At 46.8% G+C, this 18,515-nt stretch carries 15 protein-coding genes; 5 read left to right on the plus strand and 10 right to left on the minus strand.

The features are described from left to right. The 8 genes from ACFFGT_RS10475 to ACFFGT_RS10510 all read right to left on the minus strand — a co-directional run bounded on the left by ACFFGT_RS10475 (position 1) and on the right by ACFFGT_RS10510 (position 10,171). Entirely contained in the window at positions 1 to 786 is a 786-nt protein-coding gene (locus ACFFGT_RS10475) for a caspase family protein (protein WP_377022476.1), read from the minus strand. A gap of 3 nt (positions 787 to 789) precedes the next feature. Continuing rightward, positions 790 to 2,244, minus strand: a complete 1,455-nt coding sequence (locus ACFFGT_RS10480) for a hypothetical protein (protein WP_377022477.1) — start codon at positions 2,242 to 2,244, stop codon at positions 790 to 792. Between the two features lie 8 nt (positions 2,245 to 2,252). Further along, on the minus strand, positions 2,253 to 3,026 hold the full coding sequence (locus ACFFGT_RS10485) for a S1/P1 nuclease (RefSeq protein ID WP_377022478.1): 774 nt from the start codon (positions 3,024 to 3,026) through the stop codon (positions 2,253 to 2,255). Between the two features lie 689 nt (positions 3,027 to 3,715). Further along, positions 3,716 to 5,683, minus strand: coding sequence for a hypothetical protein (locus ACFFGT_RS10490; protein WP_377022479.1), 1,968 nt, complete (start codon positions 5,681 to 5,683; stop codon positions 3,716 to 3,718). Then, on the minus strand, positions 5,680 to 7,077 hold the full coding sequence (locus tag ACFFGT_RS10495; protein ID WP_377022480.1) for a hypothetical protein: 1,398 nt from the start codon (positions 7,075 to 7,077) through the stop codon (positions 5,680 to 5,682). The genes ACFFGT_RS10490 and ACFFGT_RS10495 overlap by 4 nt, the downstream gene beginning before the upstream one ends. 119 nt (positions 7,078 to 7,196) lie before the next feature. After that, positions 7,197 to 7,901 (minus strand): hypothetical protein, encoded by a 705-nt coding sequence (locus tag ACFFGT_RS10500; RefSeq protein WP_377022481.1) that lies wholly within the window; start codon positions 7,899 to 7,901, stop codon positions 7,197 to 7,199. Then, positions 7,898 to 9,541: an MBG domain-containing protein gene (locus ACFFGT_RS10505; protein WP_377022482.1), complete on the minus strand. Its 1,644-nt coding sequence runs from the start codon at positions 9,539 to 9,541 to the stop codon at positions 7,898 to 7,900. The genes ACFFGT_RS10500 and ACFFGT_RS10505 overlap by 4 nt, the downstream gene beginning before the upstream one ends. A gap of 6 nt (positions 9,542 to 9,547) precedes the next feature. Beyond that, the gene (locus ACFFGT_RS10510) at positions 9,548 to 10,171 is read right to left on the minus strand and encodes an RHS repeat-associated core domain-containing protein (protein ID WP_377022483.1); all 624 of its coding nucleotides are present in this window, start codon (positions 10,169 to 10,171) and stop codon (positions 9,548 to 9,550) included. A 284-nt stretch (positions 10,172 to 10,455) separates the two neighbouring features. Between ACFFGT_RS10510 and ACFFGT_RS10515 the strand changes: the two genes are divergently transcribed. From ACFFGT_RS10515 to ACFFGT_RS10525, 3 genes are all read left to right on the plus strand, one after another. After that, positions 10,456 to 11,130: an RNA polymerase sigma-70 factor gene (locus ACFFGT_RS10515; RefSeq protein WP_377022484.1), complete on the plus strand. Its 675-nt coding sequence runs from the start codon at positions 10,456 to 10,458 to the stop codon at positions 11,128 to 11,130. After that, complete coding sequence (locus ACFFGT_RS10520; RefSeq protein ID WP_377022485.1) at positions 11,118 to 11,396, plus strand: hypothetical protein; 279 nt, start codon at positions 11,118 to 11,120, stop codon at positions 11,394 to 11,396. The genes ACFFGT_RS10515 and ACFFGT_RS10520 overlap by 13 nt, the downstream gene beginning before the upstream one ends. Positions 11,397 to 11,510: 114 nt before the next feature. Further along, positions 11,511 to 14,498 carry a lantibiotic dehydratase gene (locus ACFFGT_RS10525; protein ID WP_377022486.1) on the plus strand — a complete coding sequence of 996 codons (2,988 nt, stop codon included), beginning with the start codon at positions 11,511 to 11,513 and terminating at the stop codon, positions 14,496 to 14,498. Positions 14,499 to 14,561: 63 nt separating this feature from the next. Here the strand turns inward: ACFFGT_RS10525 and ACFFGT_RS10530 are convergent, their stop codons facing one another. After that, positions 14,562 to 15,266 carry a LytR/AlgR family response regulator transcription factor gene (locus ACFFGT_RS10530; RefSeq protein WP_377022487.1) on the minus strand — a complete coding sequence of 235 codons (705 nt, stop codon included), beginning with the start codon at positions 15,264 to 15,266 and terminating at the stop codon, positions 14,562 to 14,564. Continuing rightward, positions 15,263 to 16,348 carry a sensor histidine kinase gene (locus ACFFGT_RS10535; RefSeq protein ID WP_377022488.1) on the minus strand — a complete coding sequence of 362 codons (1,086 nt, stop codon included), beginning with the start codon at positions 16,346 to 16,348 and terminating at the stop codon, positions 15,263 to 15,265. Before ACFFGT_RS10535 ends, ACFFGT_RS10530 begins: the two co-directional genes overlap by 4 nt. Before the next feature lie 261 nt (positions 16,349 to 16,609). Here ACFFGT_RS10535 and ACFFGT_RS10540 point away from each other — a divergent pair, with 261 nt between their 5' ends. Next, positions 16,610 to 17,812, plus strand: coding sequence for a hypothetical protein (locus ACFFGT_RS10540; RefSeq protein WP_377022489.1), 1,203 nt, complete (start codon positions 16,610 to 16,612; stop codon positions 17,810 to 17,812). A gap of 286 nt (positions 17,813 to 18,098) precedes the next feature. After that, positions 18,099 to 18,362, plus strand: coding sequence for an XRE family transcriptional regulator (locus ACFFGT_RS10545; RefSeq protein WP_377022490.1), 264 nt, complete (start codon positions 18,099 to 18,101; stop codon positions 18,360 to 18,362). Positions 18,363 to 18,515 lie beyond the last annotated feature (153 nt).

Here is an 18,515-nt window from a genome sequence, read left to right on the forward strand (position 1 = left end):
TCAAAAGGTCATTTGACTGTATCTGGTAGCATTATGGGAGATCTCGGGTATTTGGATATAACCTGCTGCTTCGGCACGGTGCGGCACATAATAGGCCAGGTGGTCACGCAGTTCGTCGGCGGTTACGGGCGTTTGACCGTTCTCGTTGGCCGCTCCGGCCAGTCCCTCCAAAAGCACTTCGGTGAATACCCCCCGGTGTTCCCCGTTCGCCGCCGCTGCGGTCTCGAAGGCCTGGTTCTGAAATTGCGTCGCATAGCCCAGGAAATATTGGGGGTTTTGGTTCGGCCCCATGTTGGGTATGATACCCGGGCCACCCGCCGGGTCAAGATAAACCTTGGTATTCCGGCAACAATCCAGCCAGATCACGACCTCTTTAAACAGGCCTTCGTTCATGAACTTCTGTTTGTATTCCTTAGAGGAAAGCGCTTCTGAGTTCCTGAACAGTTCGTTCCAGCCGGCGGTGCACAGGCCATTGTTTTCCAGGTCACGTTCCACGCCAATCCCATGCCCTGCAAAATAAAAATAAAGGCGGTCCGCACTTGCGCCGTTGACCAGGATATCCTGCATCATTTCGACGATGGCGGCATCCACCTGCTGTTTGAGCGGCGCGAGCGGGTTTAGTACGGAAGTGATCAGGCGCGCCCTTTCCGGAGTTACGCCGCCGTGCGTGATCACCCATTCGTGTACGCTTTCGGCGTCCCGAATGGCGCCCTGCAGAGCTTTCAGCCCCAATCTTTCCGGAGGTATATAATCGTTGATGCCGATGATGATCGCGTAGTTAGCCATGGTTTACTTATTTAAGATAAAGGTCATACTGCGCAGCGTCGCAGCGTCTCCATGAAATTCCCCATGCTTCCGTGCCTGGGTTTCCAGTCCCTGGTCCGTGCCGCCGAAAACAGAGAACGATACCCGGTTCAGAGCGGCCATATACAAATAATCATGTGTGCCTTGCAAGTCTGGTATCGCATAAGGTACCAAGTAGCCGATATGTCTTTCCAGGCCAAGGATATAGGCGTCATAGGAGATACCCTCATCTTCGAGCGCGCCGGAGATCAGGTACAGCAAAGAATGGGTATAAAAAAACGGCACCATAATATCGCGGCATTCATAGTAGTCATTCATCGTAAATATCCTGATATCCCTGTACCGACCCGGAAAGGCCAGCATTTCGGTTTTGAAAAGATCGATGCGGACAGCAGGCGCCATAAAGATCACATGGTTATAAGCGAAAGGCTGAGTGTGTGCCGCCGTATGTTTGAACAGGTTACAGATCGCGATCGAACCGGCGCTGTGCCCGATCAGGTCGACGGTGACCTCCGGATGAGTAGCTTTGTAAGCCGCCAGTTTGTCCAGGAAATACCGGCCGGCGTACTGGTCGGGCCCGCTGCGGTCCGTATTGTCTGTCCACATGCCGTCGGATTTATCCTTCATCATTTTCCAGACCCAGGCGCCGAGTTCGGCAACGTAGAATTCACGCAGGATCTCTTCCACGATCGTCGGGTAAAGGTCATGGTCCCGGTGGTCGAGAAAGCGCGTAATGATCCGGTAGGCCACCTTAACGACATGGCTGATGAAGTTTACAGAACTGATGATGCCGCGCGAACCACCGCCGTCATCGTTTGCCACCGTAAGCCGGGTATCCCGGATCAACGCCTGGAAGTCGGGATCGACCGTGATCGTGCCGGAAAGCTCCGCTGATAATTCTGTCTGCAGCATGAATCTCCGGGCGGCCAAAGCTTCAGTATTAATGGCCGTACGGGAATTTTCAGGGGGCGCGGTCTTTGTATAATCCGCGAACGGGACCGGCTTGGATAATTCCAGATTGATCTGCGCATCGGTCAAGCCCCCCCGGGGCACACCCCGCCCTAAAGGCGTATCATAGCCCAGCTTTTCGGTGACCTTTTTCAGCAGCAGCTTGAGCAGCTTGTTGAACAGCTTAGTTTCAGAGATCTTCGCCAAATTAGTCCCGATCGTTTCTAACAGGCCTGTTTCCCAAACAAAGCAGACCGGATAACAGCCGCCGTTTTCGATGTGTTGCCGGATATCCCTGGCCCCTTTTAACCCGGACGTTTCGCTGACTAGGCCGCCGTGAAAATAAAGCGCGATCTTTTGAATACCCTCCGCTTCGAACTTAGCGAAGATAGCGTCAACGTCCGCCGGGACGGTCTGGTAGTTGCCTGAATTGCGAAAGGTGCCCTGCGGCCCTATATCAATAATAAATTCCTGGTCGGTTAGTATTGGCATAACATTCTTTAATGAGCAGCTGCGAATAATTTATTTAAAACTCCGGCCAAGCGGATCCCACCCATCTTCAGCCGGTTCTCCACGATCCCGGTATGCGAGGTATAATAAGCTTCGTTTACCGTACCGCCGTTCTGTACCTCGGTGTAAAGCTTGCTGCTGGCCTGGTAGCTTTCGTAAAGCCATTGAAGCATACCATCACTTTGCCATTGCCTGATCTGCTGCAGGGTAGCCGTATCGATGTGGGCGGCGAAGCTGACATAATCACTGTTTTTATGTTTAATCAGTACGCCTTCCCACAAGGCATGGAGGTCCGTATGGATGCCCTCAAGAGATAATTTGATATCATTGCCGCCCCGGTCGGAGGCCCGGCTGGTATGCATCGGCTGATGCGCGTCGCTGATAAAATGGCTGATATACTTTAGGTCGTTCGTTTTCTGCAAAGCCGGAGTGGCCGGGTTGACGATGTCTACTTCCAGTTTCCTCAGTTCGCTGTACACACTCGGCGTGGCAAGATTGGTCGCTGCCTGCCAGAATTGCTGGTAGTTCAGTCCAATGCTTAAGTTCAGAAAGTGCCATGGCGCGGTCGTTGTGTTTCGGGTCGCATCCGCCCAGGAACTCACCGAGGCCATGCTTTGTCCGCCTAAGATAGAGGTGACTGCGGTTTTGGCATGCGGGGTTAAATGTTTATCAGCAACGGTGGCCACGATACTGTGACCTTCAGGCCCCCACGAGATGAGACTTAAAGTTAGCACCACTAAGGGAAGAATAAGGATATTCTTCATGTTGTGAAGGTTTAAGGAATGTCTAATACGCTCTGAATGAGCGTGCTGGTGGCTAAGTTAAATATTATTCTAAATATATAATACCGTAAAAACACGTTTTTTCTAAATAAATTCAAACCACACCTGCTCAAACAGCTAAAACGCCAGAACAACTATCAAAAAGCAGGGAAAATGACCAAATAAAAACGAACAACCCGCTGGAGCTTAACGGCTTATTTACAATGGCTTTTAATTTTGTGGGATAATCTTTTCGTACATTCGATTTCAACCATGTAACAATGACGGCAGCGCGGGATATTCAATCTTCCCAATAACGCTGGCAAACTACTACCGGCTTGCAAACAAGCCGTAAAGATGAAATATTACAATGGTATACAGACAAACATATACCCGACAAGAACTTGTAATTATCGATGATGACTAAATTCGGAGTAATTTACCTGAAAATATAAATAAAGTATAATCTCAACTTGACCGGCCCCATCCATTAGGTTACCGATAATTCCGCGATGAAGCTATTCTATTTTACAGAAAAATGTATGTAAGTATCGTTAATAATAAGTTGCTATTATTATTGAAAAAAACCAAGACCCATTTACCGATGAACTTTTGTGTTGAATCGTTATTTTAGGTCGGAATTTAGCAATAACGTAACTTCGGCCAGTGTGATTCTCATAAACAGTAAATGATTAATCAGCGTTAGGTTCAGTAATATATCCTACAATAAACTTATTGATATCTTTCACTGTGTAATCAATAATGGTTTCCATATCGATCACAATGGAGGTTTTGATTAAAGTAATAGCATCCTCATCAGATATTTCGATGCCATCGTTTGTGATCTTCCATTTACGAGGCTCTTTAATCAACCGTTCATTCGCTTGCTGCGTTGTGACGAGTTCAACATTGATGGATAATTCATTTTCAAACCAGTTGTTATTGGTTTTATATTTCATTGAAAAAGCCATGTTAAATTCTGCAACGACAACTTTGTTCTTTAACAACGGACTCATTGAGCTAAATAACGGAATATTATCAAATGTACCCAATACAAAAAATTGGATATCATCAGGGTTTAGTCGTGGATCATAAAATCCGGAATACCGCTCTGATTTTAAAAACTCTTCGTCTTTATACAAATATTGAGCTTCTATCAATATCACGTTTGGGGTCACCTTATTGGATTTGAGCTTCTGAATAGCTTTATCCAGTGTTTCCATGACTGTTGCCCCTGTGGTGGTTCCCGGGACCGATTTTTGAATTACCTCAAAAAACAATTCATCTTCCCATCGTCCTACATTGCCTCCAAATTGTTCAATTCCGTAAATGGGTGAATGATATTCCCCTTCAATGAAGACCATTTTGCCTTTTTCAAGAAATGAATTTTGTCCAACCCGCTTTAATTTTATATCCTGACCGGTAACATTTTCTTTATTATCGAAATGATCAAATACTTTTCGAATCCGGGTTTGCCCTTTCCATGCCTTACCCACCAGTTCTTTAAATTCTTGAATCTTATTATTGCTTAATTCGGAATTTGCTATAACGTGTTCTTTATTACCGATAGTAATTCTTTTAGCTTGGGACACAGACGCAAGAAGGTTCCTTGCTCTTTGATCAAACTCTTCAATACTTTCGGTTTTTAAGATCGATTTCCATTTCTCAAATTCTGGACGAATGGAATTTAAACTTTCTAGTAAAGAATCATAAAGAAAGGGAATATCCTTTAAACTTAGAGGATTGATCTTATCCGTGTTAAAATAAGCGTTATTGTTTCTTATCCTATCCAAGAAAAAGCCTTTTGTCATCCAGCTTCCCGGCATCGGAGGATAATACGTCTCATGTTCTGGACGATCCATATAATCCCAGTTTTCCCAATTCATATAATATTTGAGATCGCCGCTTCTGAAAAATAAGATATCCTTAATCTCGTTTTGGGGTTCATAGGGATAGTTAATGATTTTTGTTAAAATTTTGGTTAAACTGTCTTCTGCAATGATGTTTTGTTCAAATAGCAGGTAACACCAGCATTTAAGGCCTGACAATACCTGCCGCTTATAATTTTCATATTGATAGGCGATCTGTTGTTGTTGATCAAGTTCGGCAATTGCAGCATCATTCTTCCCATCTTTATTCTCCCGGCTTAAGGAAGCAAGCTTTAGTTTATCCTGTATATCAATATCGAAAGCACCTTCTGCTAACTGGTTAAAATCCTTTAATGCCTCGTGAAACATCGGCCAGTCCTGATAGCGCATGGACAAGTAAAACAGGTCGTTAAAACTCTTAAAAGCTTCGTAATAAAACAGATTGATGATCTTTTTCTCTGCAATTGTTTTGGCAGTTTTTCCTTCCAAGCCAATATTAAACCAAATTATTTCTTTCAGATGTAGGGAAAGCTCGAGGGAAAATAAATGTACTAAAGGCAAATAGCTTGTATCTTCTTTAACCCTCGCGTAGACCTGTCTATACACGCGCGATGCAAAGCCGATATATTGCTGAAAATACTTGATCTTCCTGTTGCTCAGACTTGCACGACATATCTTTCTAAAGAAACTCAGCAAGACGCTGATTGAATCTTTGTCATTGCGCTCAATAGCTTTGTTCAATGTACCCCACACATTGGTATCAAGCCCGTCGGTTACATCGAATTCCTTCATGATTGGAATTTCATCTGAAGTTGATAAACCTCAAGGTAAATGTCCAGGATTTGTGCAATATTCTTGTGTTTCCCTTCTACTGAATATTCTTCCATCTTGGTATCAAAATACTGTTGATATTCATTTATGCTTGACATCAATGTGTCAGCGTTTTTTAATTTTAGACATTTTTGTATGTCAACGATGCCCTTATTCCTTGATAGGACATTCGGATAGATAAAATTTGTGTAAGATTTTGTGGCCATATCTAATGAGATTCGCTCTGTATAGTATTTTTGCATAGTTGAGGGATCTTTCTTTAAGTATCTTGTCAATCTTTTTGTATCTAAGTCCACGATTAGTTTTTCCTTCAGTTCCTTTTCGGGAGAGGGGAAATAATGTCGGGCAATAAACAAGTTTCTGACACCCCACTTTATTTGTTTACCAATATTAAGAAGGTAATTCCATAATCTTAATCGACTCTTTTTGCCTGCTCTCTTTTCAAGTTTACTAATTTGCTTTTTATATGATCGCTCAAATTCTACTCCTTGTTTTTCGATTTCAATTATCGTGTTTCCGTGGTTTGTGTTTCTTTTGCTGAATTTGGGAAACAGGTTAGTTATCCACTTGCTCAGTCTTTTGAATGGATCTAACTCATACACCAATGGTTTATCTTCTGAATTGTCTGCACCCATAGTTGTTCCATGCCATTTACTGAAGGATATATCCAGGGAATATTCATCAATTTTGTGATCCTTCATGATCTTTAAAAAGATTTCCCTGCTGTATTCAATGACTAAATTTTTGCCGATGTTGTTTTTTGTTTCCCGGATCAGTTCTGCTTTCAAAATCTTCTGGATGTTGCCTGAATTTGCGAAATTTATGATAGCGCTAAATAAAAACCCAATAAGCAATAAAATGGATAAAGCAAGGTAAGTTCCTGCTAGTACCAGATCCTTAAATCGCTCCGGCGAAAGGGTGTCACGTAAGGTTGATCCTACAATAAGGCAAAAGATCGCGCTAAGTATATAGTAGATAATAAAGTACAAACGGGATTTTAAAAACAATAATTTGTAAGTTTGGGAGTCCTTAATGGCCAGGTTACTTAATAGTAGTCCGATTACCGCCAATGTCATACTAATGATTGTGGCTACATTTGAAGTACGTTGGTCAACGATCGTTTCTGCTGTCTTAGTTGTCAGTTCAATAAAGTCAAGATGTGGTATATGCCCATATACCAGTAACAGAAAAATTACGAGTACATTAAGAAAAACAGCCCACCAGCTTTTTTTATCCGACAAGAAATTCAAATAGCTTTTTAAAAATGATAAACGGCCAGGTTTTAACTCAGGATATTTTTGATAGATCTTAAATTGAGTTTGATGCCGGAGGGAGCGTTTAGGCCTTATAAACATGCTGATGATTGATAGGTTAATATATTATTGAAAAAATGCTATAGCCGGGGGCATTAATTTAGGTCGAGGTTACGTTATTGCTAAATTTCGACTGGTGAAGGTGCTCATACGTTCTTGTTTTAATCGACGGTAAAGATGTAAGTTCCCGAATCAGATGTATCGCCGAGGATATCCCTTGTTATGATTTTCCAGTAGTAAGTATTACCCCTCAGTACACTGACGTTTTCGAGATAATTTGTAGTTATTCCTTTTTTAAAAGCAGGCGGGTTGCTGATACTTCCAAAGTAAACATCATAGTCGCTTATCGTTCCTGCGAGCACAGTACTTCCCTTCCAGCTCAGTTTGACTACCCCGCTGGTTACAGTAATGTGTTGCCCGTAACCTGGTGCACTGATCTCAGCCGGGAAAGGAGCATAGGTAACAGTACCTTTCCCAGCATTATAAAATTTCCAAATCTCACTTTCAGCAGTTACTGCGGAATTTTTTGAACCTGATACGATAAACCAGGAATAAGGTGTATTTCGACGAAGCAGAATTGATAGCTGAGTTTGTGAAGTAGTTTGGACACTATTGATACCATTGAACAGGTTTTTTAGATGCAGCGTATAACTATCAGTGTTCGCTGCGTTATTCCAGGTAAATACCACACTGCTGGTTGTATCAGAAATTATAGTGCCGTTTGTGCAGACCGCACTTTTGTCAGGGAATTTAAGGATTGCCATTGACGGCGGTGGCGCGTTTCCTCCTGGATCAGGTGTGTTCTTTTTCCCTCCACAGGCTGCACAAACTAGCAAAGCCGGAATAATGGTGAACAGCTTTTTCATAGTTTTTGTATTTTAAATAGTTGATCTTCGTTATCAGCGGCAAGTTCAAGCACATATAGGCCGGAACCGAGACTATGCAGGTCAAGCTCCAATACGCCCGCCTGTGTGCCCGTGTATTGTGTAAACACTTGTTTGCCGTCCGGTAAATGACTTATAATAACCCGAATGTTCTTTAAAGGTATTGGTCCCAAGTTGATACGTAGTACGTTTTTAAAGGGATTGGGATATGGTATAACCTTGCTCAAAACAGTAAATTGTTTGTTGATCGTTCCCTGACAGATAATATCCGTATTAACGGAAAGTATATTGACTCCAGGCTGGACAGGTAGACTGATATTGCTTGCAGTGGTATTATAACTTGTGCCATTTAAAACGATATGATATTGTGAGCCGCCATCAAGTAAAAGGTCAACGTAATTCTTTGATTTGTTAAGAGATTGATAGACAGATAGGTCTTGAGGTTCTGTTATTACGACGTTATAGCATTGTTTAAAATCTGATTGCTCACTTGCCGTTATACATAGAGAATAAGTGCCTGCTGCAAGATTGCTGATCATTACTGTGTTTTTGAAAGGATAGGAATTATTTAACCCTTGCCCTGAAAGAGTTGCTGTATAAGTCATTGATTGTACTGCCGAAATGCTGACAGTTCCATTATTACTTCCTTTACAGGTTGCGCTATTGATGGAAAGTTTGAAATTATTGTTGGGCAGTGTAAACTTAAAGTCAACTCCCTTAAGCGTCGCTGTTCCTCCTGGAGTTGTGACGGAAATAGATCCGGATGACCCAGTTCCTACAATTGCATCAATCTCGCTGGGAGAAATTATCTTATACGATTTTGCTGTGGTATTACCAATTTTAACCTCCGTCGCATTATCCAAACCGGTGCCGGTAATAATAATCGTACTACCAGTAATAACAGCGGTCGGTGTAAAGGAAATGATAACTGGTACAGGAATAGCCTTGACGGTTAACTTGCCGGGCACATAAATCATTGTATAGTTTAGAGCTTTAGCACCATTGATGTTAATCGGATAAGTACCAATTGGGGAATTACTCTTAGCTGTTGTGGTTATTATCGGTACTGCAAGCAATTTTGAGGCATCATCGCCATTAACAAAACCGGTATAAGTCACAGTCAATTGTGGATTAGGCTGCCCGGTAATTTTACTTGTATCCTTAGCAGTAATAAATAAAGTTGCTGCAGTCACAGCAATAGTATCTATGACGGTATCAGCGGCAAGGTAACTGGCATTTCCCTTTTGCGTAGCTGCAATTGTCGTTTTTCCAACCCTAAGCGGATGTAGTTTGCCGTTAACGAACTTGATTAAAGTGGTATCTTGGATAAGATAACTTACCGACAGTGCGGAACTGGCCGTTGCGCCTGGGAAAAAGTCAGCGGCGCCATATACCACTGCTTTAGGTAATTTAAACAGGATCACTTGGGGTTGATGATAATGCCTATTGCTTGTTTTGCTGGTTATTCTGTTTCCAGATGCGTCATAACTATAAGACAATGAACTGCTATCCGGATAGGTTGCCGATATTAGCCTGCCGAGTTTATCATAGGAATAGTTTATAGTTTGGGCTGACAGTTCTTTAACCCAACAGCACAATATAATGATTAATATCTTTTTCATGAGAATTTATTCAGCAACGGTTGGATTAACAAAGTCGGCAGCTATGCCCACGTAGGGCCCGAAGAACCGCCCAATTAACGACGACGAAATCACGAACACCCCTTTTTCTATTGCCACTTGGCTTGTTATATCCTTGTTTTTGTAGGATATGTAAAGCTCTATCAACTCTTTGGCAGTTAACACGAAAGGCGCATTCTTCACGATTTTCCCAATGGTTTCCTGTACTTGTTGATTCGACAAAAGTTGATATTTTAAATCTTTGCTGTCATCAAGTGTTTTATCCAATATATCTAAGAGGGTCGAAATGAATTTTTCTATAATCTCACCTTTATTTCCTTCACGGTTGTCATCCTGGTGCTGGTAATTGCCGGTCTGATCAAATCTCAATACCGGGTTATTTGTCGCATACACATACCTATTGAGTGTCTGGGGATTCGACAAAGAGTAAGGATAGGTATCTTTGCTTAAAAACCGACCGTTTGCCGCATCGTAGTATCTGGCGCGTACATAATACAGGGAGGAGTTTTCGCTTTCAACACCTAATTCCCCCATAAAACGGAATGGTTGTTTGGTGTTGCCATGATGGAAGATTATCGTTCCGAATGGATCGTAGGTATAACTATCAATCACTGTACCTTTATCGCATCATGAATGAATGATAAATAAGTTACTTTTGCAGTCAATAAAATAACATATAAGGACTGCTAACGAGCCTCGCCGCGAAATCTGGTAAATTAATCTGCGAGTGTAAGTGTGGCTTCCGTTCCCTATAACAATAGGGCCGGGGCTCGCTTATGTCATGGAGATTACCTTGAAAGAGGTTGGCTTACCAGAGCCTCGCGACATGACAGGTGGGTTCCGGCCCTTTTGATGACCGCCCATTCGTCAGAGGCTACATTTCGGTATGTTAGCTAATGGCCAATTACAAAATCCATAACGATAATCTGTTATTCGAATTGCTTCAAGATTCAGACCATCTCGCCTATAACGAGATTTTCCGCCGTTACTTCCAATTAATCTTTGTTCATGCCTATAAAAAAGTAAGGGATGAACAGCTTGCAAAAGATGTTGTCCAGGAGGTATTTGCTGGTTTGTGGTTTAAAAGGGAATCGATGCAGATTGGTTCTAACCTGGCGGGTTACTTATTTACAGCCGTGAGGAACAGGATTTTTGATCTGTTTGCGCACGAGCGGGTAAAGGGGAAGTATGTGGAGTCGCTGGGGGATTTTATGGATAATTGCCGTGGGGTACCCGCGGATTACCAGGTCCGGGAGCGGGAGATGGCGGCTTATATTGAAAAGCAGGTTGCCGCGCTTCCGCCGAAGATGCGGCGGATATTTGAGCTGAGCCGGAAGGATTTTCTTTCGCACCGGGAGATCGCCGAGGAACTGGGAACCTCGCAGGCGAACGTGTCGAAGCAACTGAGTAACGCGCTGCGGATCCTGCGGGCGAAACTGGGGATGTTTATTTCCTTTTTTTTCATGCTGATGGTTTTTATGGTCATTGTTTTAATGACTACGGGGAGGGGTATGCCCGCTCCCGGCCATATGGCTGTGGTTTTTACTTTTTGCAGGGCATGGGAAGGTTAAGCGCAGGTTCGGGCTCATCCCGGCAGGCTGGGGGGGCGTTTCCCTTTAATTACGGTTCGGCCGCTGTTGAGCTAGCGCTTTTGAAGGTTTATGCAGCGTTGGCCGCGGGGAGCGGTTGCGCTGCAGAAGAGCCGGGTTTGGATCTGGCTGATATCGCCGCTCTTTTTGATGAACTGGTTGTACTGGTGAAAGCAGTCGAGGCGCAGTGTGCGGGCGATGAATGCTGTTGCCGGCTATGCGGCTGCCGCTCAGGTATTGGGCGGTAAGGGAGACGGCAATTAGCTACTGGCCGTTCTGTGAGGCGTTTCGGTGTGCTTTGTTTTGAGAAGAGCTGTTTAAATTGATGATAAATACAGGAAAAACCTTTTGACTGGATGCATATGTTTGACAGGGAGCGGTATGATTTATTAAATAAGGTGTTTGTGCGGGCGCCTTATTACAGTTTCACGGATTATGGTCCGGACAGGCTGGCGGAGGTGCTTGGGGATGATGCCTTTCGCAAGGCGCTTTATCTGGCGAGTCCGCAGTTTTACCGGGCGCTGGAAAAAAAAGGATTCGGCTTTGAGCTGCTGGACGCGAAGGAGCGGTTCAGCCTGCTGAAATATTATAACAGGATGTGTTTCAGGCCCACACCCTTTGGCGCCTTTGCTTCTTTTTCACTGACGGAATGGTCCGATGTACAGGGTCTGCGGTTCAGTACCGATGCCGGTACTGTGCTCCACCTGGCCCCCGCGCTGTGGTGCAGAGAGGGGCAGGGTACTGAAGCACGGGCGGTTAATCCTGTCGTCCAGGTGAACCGGACGCTGTACCGGTTTTCGGCGGAGTTCAGGTATACGGGCTGGCTGGAGCAACCTTCCGGAAAGTATGGCTTTTCGATGAAGGCTATCGCTGCAGAAAGGCTGAACAGCCTGCTGATCAGGGCGGCAGGGGAAGGCATCCGGTACGCGGACCTTGCCGCTTTGCTGGTGGAAAAGAGCGGTTGTACGGCAGCAGAGGCCGCGCAGTACATGGATTTCCTGCTGACGGAACAGGTCCTGCTTGCTGACAGGGGGGCGGGGCTGATCGGCCAGCCGGGAAGGGATCAACTGCCGGCTGGGAGTGAAGGAAATGAAGGCGGTAAAGTACGGCAGGTCGTTTTTCCCGCCGGGTTCGGGATGGATGAAGCGGCTCCGGAAAATAACAGGGGCGAGAGCGGGTTTTATGCCGGGCTGGAGCGTACTGCCGGAAAGGGCGGGGTAGCCCGCCACTACCAGGAGGGCCTTTGGGAGGCTGTGAATTCGCTCCGGAAACTGCTCCGGCCGGTAGGATCACCGGCCCTGAAGCAGTTCATAGCGGATTTCAGTGAACGCTTTGACCGGCAGAAAGTACCCCTGCTGCTGGCGCTGGACCCGGAAGCGGGGATCGCCTATGCGGACCTGGTGCCGGAAAAGGCCGGGCCGCAGTTGTTGGGAGACCTGCCTTTCGGGCACCCTGCGGAAAAGGATGAGCAGCTGGAATGGACACCCGGACACCGCTTGCTTTTCCGCTTGTGGATGCTGGACCGGGAGCGGTCTCCTTTTGACCCTATACAGATCACCGAGCAAGATCTGGCCGGGCTGGAGGAACCCCTGGAGCCCCTGCCGCCTTCCTTCCCGGTGATGTTCCGCTTTGGGGAGGGTAAAATGATTGTGGAGAGTGCGGGGGGCGTGACGGCCGCAGCGATTATCGGCCGTTTTTCGGTGTTCAGTGAAGAGGTGGGTGAACTGTGCCGCGATATCACGGCGGCGGAGGCGCAGGCTAATCCTGATGTGGTCTTCGCCGAGCTTCATCAGCGTTCTCACCGGCATGTGGATAATATTAACCGGCGGGGGCAGGTCTATGGCCGGGTCATATCCTTGAACACCTTCGCGGACGGGGGCCTTGCGGAGATCGCTTTGTCCGATTTGCTGCTTTCTGTACGAGGTGCCGAGCTGGTCCTGGAGTTGGCGCTTACAGGGGAGCGGGTTATTCCGCGCCTGCCAACAGCCTACAATTTCCGGCATAACGAGCTGGCGGTTTTCAGGCTGCTCTGTGACCTGCAGTTCCAGGGCGTACAGGCGAACCTGACGCTGGAGATGCGGAAGCTGTTTCCCGGCCTGCCTTTTTACCCCCGGGTTTGCCTGAATAATACGGTGGTCAGCCCGGCTAAATGGTACCTCTCTGATGCGGAAGTGGCCCGGCTGGCGCAGAAGCCCTTTTCGCTGGGAAGGCTTCATCTTTTTCGTGAAAAGCGTGGCGTCCCGCCCTGGGTGTCCTTCGGTCTGGGCGACCGCCTGCTGGTTTTTGACCTGGCCGATGACCGGCAGGGCCTTTTTTTTCTGGAATGCCTGCAGGGGCAGCGCAATGTGCAGTTACAGGAATACCTTGTGCCGGACCGGTCGCTGCTGGCAGGGAATAAGCCGCTGGCAGGCCAGCTGGTCGCTTTTTTTTCGGGAAAAGACAGGGTTTACCGTTCGACTGGTCCCTCAGGGCTACCGGGCGCAGGCGCGGAACGGCGCTTTATGCCGGGTGGTGAATGGCTGTACCTGAAGATCTACTGCAGCGCGGGTGTCGCGGACCGGTTGCTTTCCGGCCCGGTGAGCGGCGCGCTCAGGAGGTACCGGGCGCGGATCCGCTGTTGGTTCTTTGTCCGTTACCAGGACCCTGCCCCGCACATCAGGTTGCGCATCAGGGCCGCGGAACAGGATACGCCGGTATTATTGGCGACTTTAAAGGGGGCTTTGTCGAAGGGTGGTTATGGTTCACTGGTCAGGGGCTTACAGACGGAAACCTATGAAAGGGAGATCGAGCGCTATGGCGCTGACCTGATCCATCTGACGGAAGATGTTTTTTGGGCGGGCAGTGAATTGTTTTTGGCGATGCCGGATGGAGCAGAGGGGGAATTGTGGCCCTTTAAGGTCGTTCATGAACTCTGCAGGCGGGCTTTGGATACGCCCGGGAAGCTGGCGGCCTTCCTGGGCAATATGACGGAAAAGTTCCTCACTGAGTTCGGCGGGGAAAAGGAGCTGCGGGTGGGTATGGACGGAAGTTATCGTTCGCTCCGTAAAAAGCTGGTCGGCTTGCTGGCCGGAGAGGATTGGGCGACCGGGGCGCTAAAGAAAACGCCGGACATGTTACTCGAAAAGCTGGATTTGCTTTTCCAGGCCGCTAGACCGGAGGCGCGGCGTGCTTCACTGCTGGCGGATGTGGTCCACATGCAGGTAAACCGGATGTATCCCGCCCGGCAGCGTGAATACGAGGCGCTCATTTATTTCTGCCTGTATAAATATGAACATTCCCGGCAGGAGCGGCTGCGCAGGCAGGCGGAAGTGGATGATGTCCCGCGTAACGCGGTTATCAGCCAGGATTAAGGCAATAATACAAGGGTGAAAATGTCATTGCTCATTTGCGCCGAGCTGCGATCTGCGAACCGGCTATGAGCCGTTTATTTTTTGCAGGAAACTTTCCCTGTAATTACGGCCGATCGGCACCGTTTCATTGTTTTCCATATGGATCGCACCGGTATCGATAAATCGGATCTTTTCAATATTGATAATGAAGGCCCGGTGTACCCGCTGGAAAATAGGAGCGGGCAACTTTTCCATGATCGTGCTGATACTATACGGGACGGTGATCTTTTCCCCCGGCAGGGTGATGCGGCAATGATGCTGCTCGCTTTCGATGAGGATGACCTGGGCCGGGCTGATCCGGTGATATTTGCCCCTGGCCTGGCCTTTTACAAAAAACGAATTTGGGCTTATATCCGTGGACGCAGGTGCCGCGGGCAGGTTGTTTTTGATTTTCTGGACACAGCGCAGGAACAGGTCATATCCTACTGGTTTCAGTAGGTAATCGGCAACTCCGGACTGAAATGCTTCAGGGCCATAATTACGGAAAGAAGTACTGAATACCACCGTGGTCAGGCCGTTGAGGAGCTGCGCCATGGTTATGCCCGATATTTCGGGCATATCGATATCAAGGAAGGTGATGTCGGGACGCTGGCGGCTGATTTCATCGAGGGCAAGCAGAGGATCGGTGCTGGATCCTGCGAGGGCGAGTCCCGGCGTTTTTCGGATATGGCTGGCGATGACCTTTATCGCATGCGCCTCATCATCGATGATATAGATGTTTGTTATCATAGGTCAATCGTAAAATGCAGTTCATACGCTGTTTCCGTTTCGGTGACATCGAGCGAATATTTATCGGGGTAGCTGTAATCGAGCCTGGTCCGGGTATTTTTTATTCCTATGCCCTGGTGCCGGTCCTGGTTGGCCCATGGTTTTTTGGCGTTTTTGCTGAAGTACTGGAGCCTGCCGGACGAACTGATCTTAATTTTAAGGGATGCCTGCGCTGTTTTGAGGTCTCCGTGTTTGAAAATGTTCTCCGTGAATGTCAGCAGGATCAGGGGAATGATGCGGTGGCTGCCAAACTCGCCTTCCAGTACAAAATCAAGGAGGGTGCTGTTGCTGAAGCGAAGCCGGTTGATCCGGACCAGGTGGCCTACCTGGGTTATTTCGAGATCAAGCGGGGTCCTGCCCAGTTCGTCTTTTTCTTCAAGACCGTACCGGGCGAGTTCCGACAACAGCATGACGGATTCAGCGGCCCCGGCGGAACAGTCCATGACCTCGCTGTAAATGAAGTTGAGGGTATTGAAAAATAAATGCGGGTTGATCTGTTGCTGCAGATAAGCGTTTCCCGCCCTGGCCAGCTGGGATTCAAGGACTGCCTGGTCAGCGAGATGAGTCAGCTCCCGGATGCGTGTTTCGGCAGCCTGTTTTTGCAGGCCGGAGATAGTGCCGCCCGCCCAGTAAAGGCCCGCGGCGCCTGCGAAATATAAAATACGCTGGAGGTCAAGAATCAGGATCTGCCGGACGGCCAAGGCCTGTGTCCCGGGCGGGCCGGTTAAGGGCAGCGAGGTATACTGATCGAAGGCGAATTTCAGGAAGAGGAAAAACAGGAGCAGGGCCGGCAGCTGTATCAGCCCGGCCAGGTAGGCTGGTCTTTTCGCACTGAAGTTTTGTTTTAAAACATGAACGACAAGGTAAAACAGGCAGATATTGACCGGGTAGTAAAAAAAATACCGCATTGGGGCACCGAAGCTGCCGACGGTATAATGGATATAAAACAGCTCGTAGCCGATGAAAAGGCTCCAGCAACCGGCATGGATAAGTACTTTCCGCGAGGGATTGTTGATCGGCCTAATTGCTGTTGTGGCTTCCATACTTGTAATTTGTGTGCCGGAACCGGTTGTTCGTGCCTGGATTATAAAATAATATCTAATAAGCTTAATATCGTAAAAATAAATAAGTAAAATGAAAAAGTTAAAACTACCACAACAAAAAACGAAGACGCTGTACAATTTCAGGAACGCGGCCCAGGCTTCGAAACTGGAAACGACTACGACCTCCGATCATGGTGATCCGACCACTACCTGTACCACGATCCTGACAACGACTCATTTTGACCGTCATTAACATTGATCATGTTGCAGGCCCGGCCCAAAAATGAACTGGACGGTATGAACAGCCTCCTCGAAGAATTATCTGGTTCTTCCGGGGAGGCTGTCTGCATTTTGCCGGAAGTGGGTATGCTGATCAAAAAGAGGTTTTTAGGAATCGGCCTGCTCGCCCGGGAGTCCTGGGCAGGCGCCGCTTTTACCCTGACGAATGACCTTTGTCTTTCCCGGTATTATTCTTATCACTTCATGGTGATCGCTTCTTGTTCAGACTTGCTTCGGAATTTAATGGACGCTCAGTCTGACCGCATGGGCTGCCCCCAAAGAAATGAGCTTTTTCGGATTTTTGAAGAGGAGCTGTGCCGTTTGGCTGATCATCTTTGCTTCTTTTTTAGAAAACATATTGAACCCAATCAAAAAGCCCCGGTTTGTTGGCAGGAGCATGTTATTTTAAAGATGGCGGCGGAAAATTTCCGGATTGCCGGTTTGATCGCTGCCCGGTTGCCTTCAGCAGGGCTGGCTGATATATTGTGTACATATTTGGGACGGTTCGCAACCGGGGCAAGGACATTTAGTGTGGGCGAACTGTTATATTACGTGGACTTCATCATGGCGCTGTCCGGCATTGTCAGTAACGATGGTATTGATGAACTGGAGTTGGCGGAAAAACTGATTGGAATTAATTTTAATCAACTGGCTTTCTTTGTATACGAAAAGGATAAATTGTCATTATCGGTCCGTCACCTGTCCTCTGCAGGAAAAATCGCTGTTCTGAAGGAACGTGCCGGCTTGCCGCTTGCTATAAGTTCTGCGGCTGATTTGGCGTATGATCGGCGCCTGCCCTCCCTGGAGCAAATGCTCCGGTATTGGATAACTGAGGAGCTGGTTTTGCTGGAAGCGGAAATTACCAGGTCATTACCCATGAATTTAGTTCCGAAGATAAAGCTGAATATCCCGGTAGCCCAGCTGGCCCTGATCATCCGGTTGTTTTACCAGTTGCGCTTTTTCGCCGAAGATAATTTATCCGTGATATTTCAATTTTTTTCGGCAAACTTTGAATCCAAGCGACAGCAGGCCATTTCCCCCAAAAGCTTGTCCAATGAATATTATGATGCCTCACAAATCACCGCGGCCCGGGTGCTCGAGCTGCTTGAAAATATGATCCGTCAGCTTAGAACGACCTACTTCCCGGTAGTGGCTGCAATAGGTATAACATTTCTTTTTCGCTGAGAAAGGCACTGAGTTCTGTAAGCCAGTGGTAGGTAAAGCCTTCCTGCTCCTGTATGGCTGTCAGGCCGGCGGCGGTCATCTCCCCAATCGTCGTAAATCCCATCTTTTTTGATTTTTCCACGAAATTGCTGCTAAACCCCAGGTCGTTTAATGCCGTGTGAAGAATTTGCTCGGTGCTCATCGTTACTGTTTCTATCCGAATTTAAGGTTTTTTTTAAAAATACCTATTATAATGGGTATATTATAATAGGTAATATCCGAACCCGCAATTCGGTTATTTTGCCGTATGTGCGCCCGGAAAACAGGAAATGACGATGATGAAGAACTAAAGGCTTTTTATGAAAAGGTAGGCCGAAGGCTCAAGCATTTCCGGAAACTTAAAAATTTCAGTGACTACGACAAATTTGCCTACGCGCACGATCTCAACCGTTCACAATACGGGGCTTATGAAACCGGAAGGAACCTGAACCTTAAGACACTCCACCTTTTATTGAAATTATTGGAAATAGACGAGACGACTTTTTTTGGAGACGGGTTCAGGGAAACCTGAATCGCGGGCCCGGAAGATAATCAACCCGGAGTTCTTTATAGGATAAGGCAAATAACAGATAATAATTGCCAGGAAAAAGGGGAGTTGGTTGATTCCTCTTTTTTTATTGGTTAAAGAATTTCCACCAATAAAAAAAGAGCGGGACTTTAAAGA

This window comes from Mucilaginibacter angelicae, assembly GCF_042434235.1.
In the GTDB taxonomy this organism is placed as follows: Bacteria; Bacteroidota; Bacteroidia; order Sphingobacteriales; family Sphingobacteriaceae; genus Mucilaginibacter; species Mucilaginibacter angelicae.

Bases quoted from the DNA above. Each gene is read 5' to 3' on its own strand.
- ACFFGT_RS10475 (WP_377022476.1), bottom strand. From the start codon at position 786: ATGGCTAACTACGCGATCATCATCGGCATCAACGATTATATACCTCCG.
- ACFFGT_RS10480 (WP_377022477.1), bottom strand. From the start codon at position 2,244: ATGCCAATACTAACCGACCAGGAATTTATTATTGATATAGGGCCGCAG.
- ACFFGT_RS10485 (WP_377022478.1), bottom strand. From the start codon at position 3,026: ATGAAGAATATCCTTATTCTTCCCTTAGTGGTGCTAACTTTAAGTCTC.
- ACFFGT_RS10490 (WP_377022479.1), bottom strand. From the start codon at position 5,683: ATGAAGGAATTCGATGTAACCGACGGGCTTGATACCAATGTGTGGGGT.
- ACFFGT_RS10495 (WP_377022480.1), bottom strand. From the start codon at position 7,077: ATGTTTATAAGGCCTAAACGCTCCCTCCGGCATCAAACTCAATTTAAG.
- ACFFGT_RS10500 (WP_377022481.1), bottom strand. From the start codon at position 7,901: ATGAAAAAGCTGTTCACCATTATTCCGGCTTTGCTAGTTTGTGCAGCC.
- ACFFGT_RS10505 (WP_377022482.1), bottom strand. From the start codon at position 9,541: ATGAAAAAGATATTAATCATTATATTGTGCTGTTGGGTTAAAGAACTG.
- ACFFGT_RS10515 (WP_377022484.1), top strand. From the start codon at position 10,456: ATGGCCAATTACAAAATCCATAACGATAATCTGTTATTCGAATTGCTT.
- ACFFGT_RS10520 (WP_377022485.1), top strand. From the start codon at position 11,118: ATGGGAAGGTTAAGCGCAGGTTCGGGCTCATCCCGGCAGGCTGGGGGG.
- ACFFGT_RS10525 (WP_377022486.1), top strand. From the start codon at position 11,511: ATGTTTGACAGGGAGCGGTATGATTTATTAAATAAGGTGTTTGTGCGG.
- ACFFGT_RS10530 (WP_377022487.1), bottom strand. From the start codon at position 15,266: ATGATAACAAACATCTATATCATCGATGATGAGGCGCATGCGATAAAG.
- ACFFGT_RS10535 (WP_377022488.1), bottom strand. From the start codon at position 16,348: ATGGAAGCCACAACAGCAATTAGGCCGATCAACAATCCCTCGCGGAAA.
- ACFFGT_RS10540 (WP_377022489.1), top strand. From the start codon at position 16,610: ATGTTGCAGGCCCGGCCCAAAAATGAACTGGACGGTATGAACAGCCTC.
- ACFFGT_RS10545 (WP_377022490.1), top strand. From the start codon at position 18,099: ATGTGCGCCCGGAAAACAGGAAATGACGATGATGAAGAACTAAAGGCT.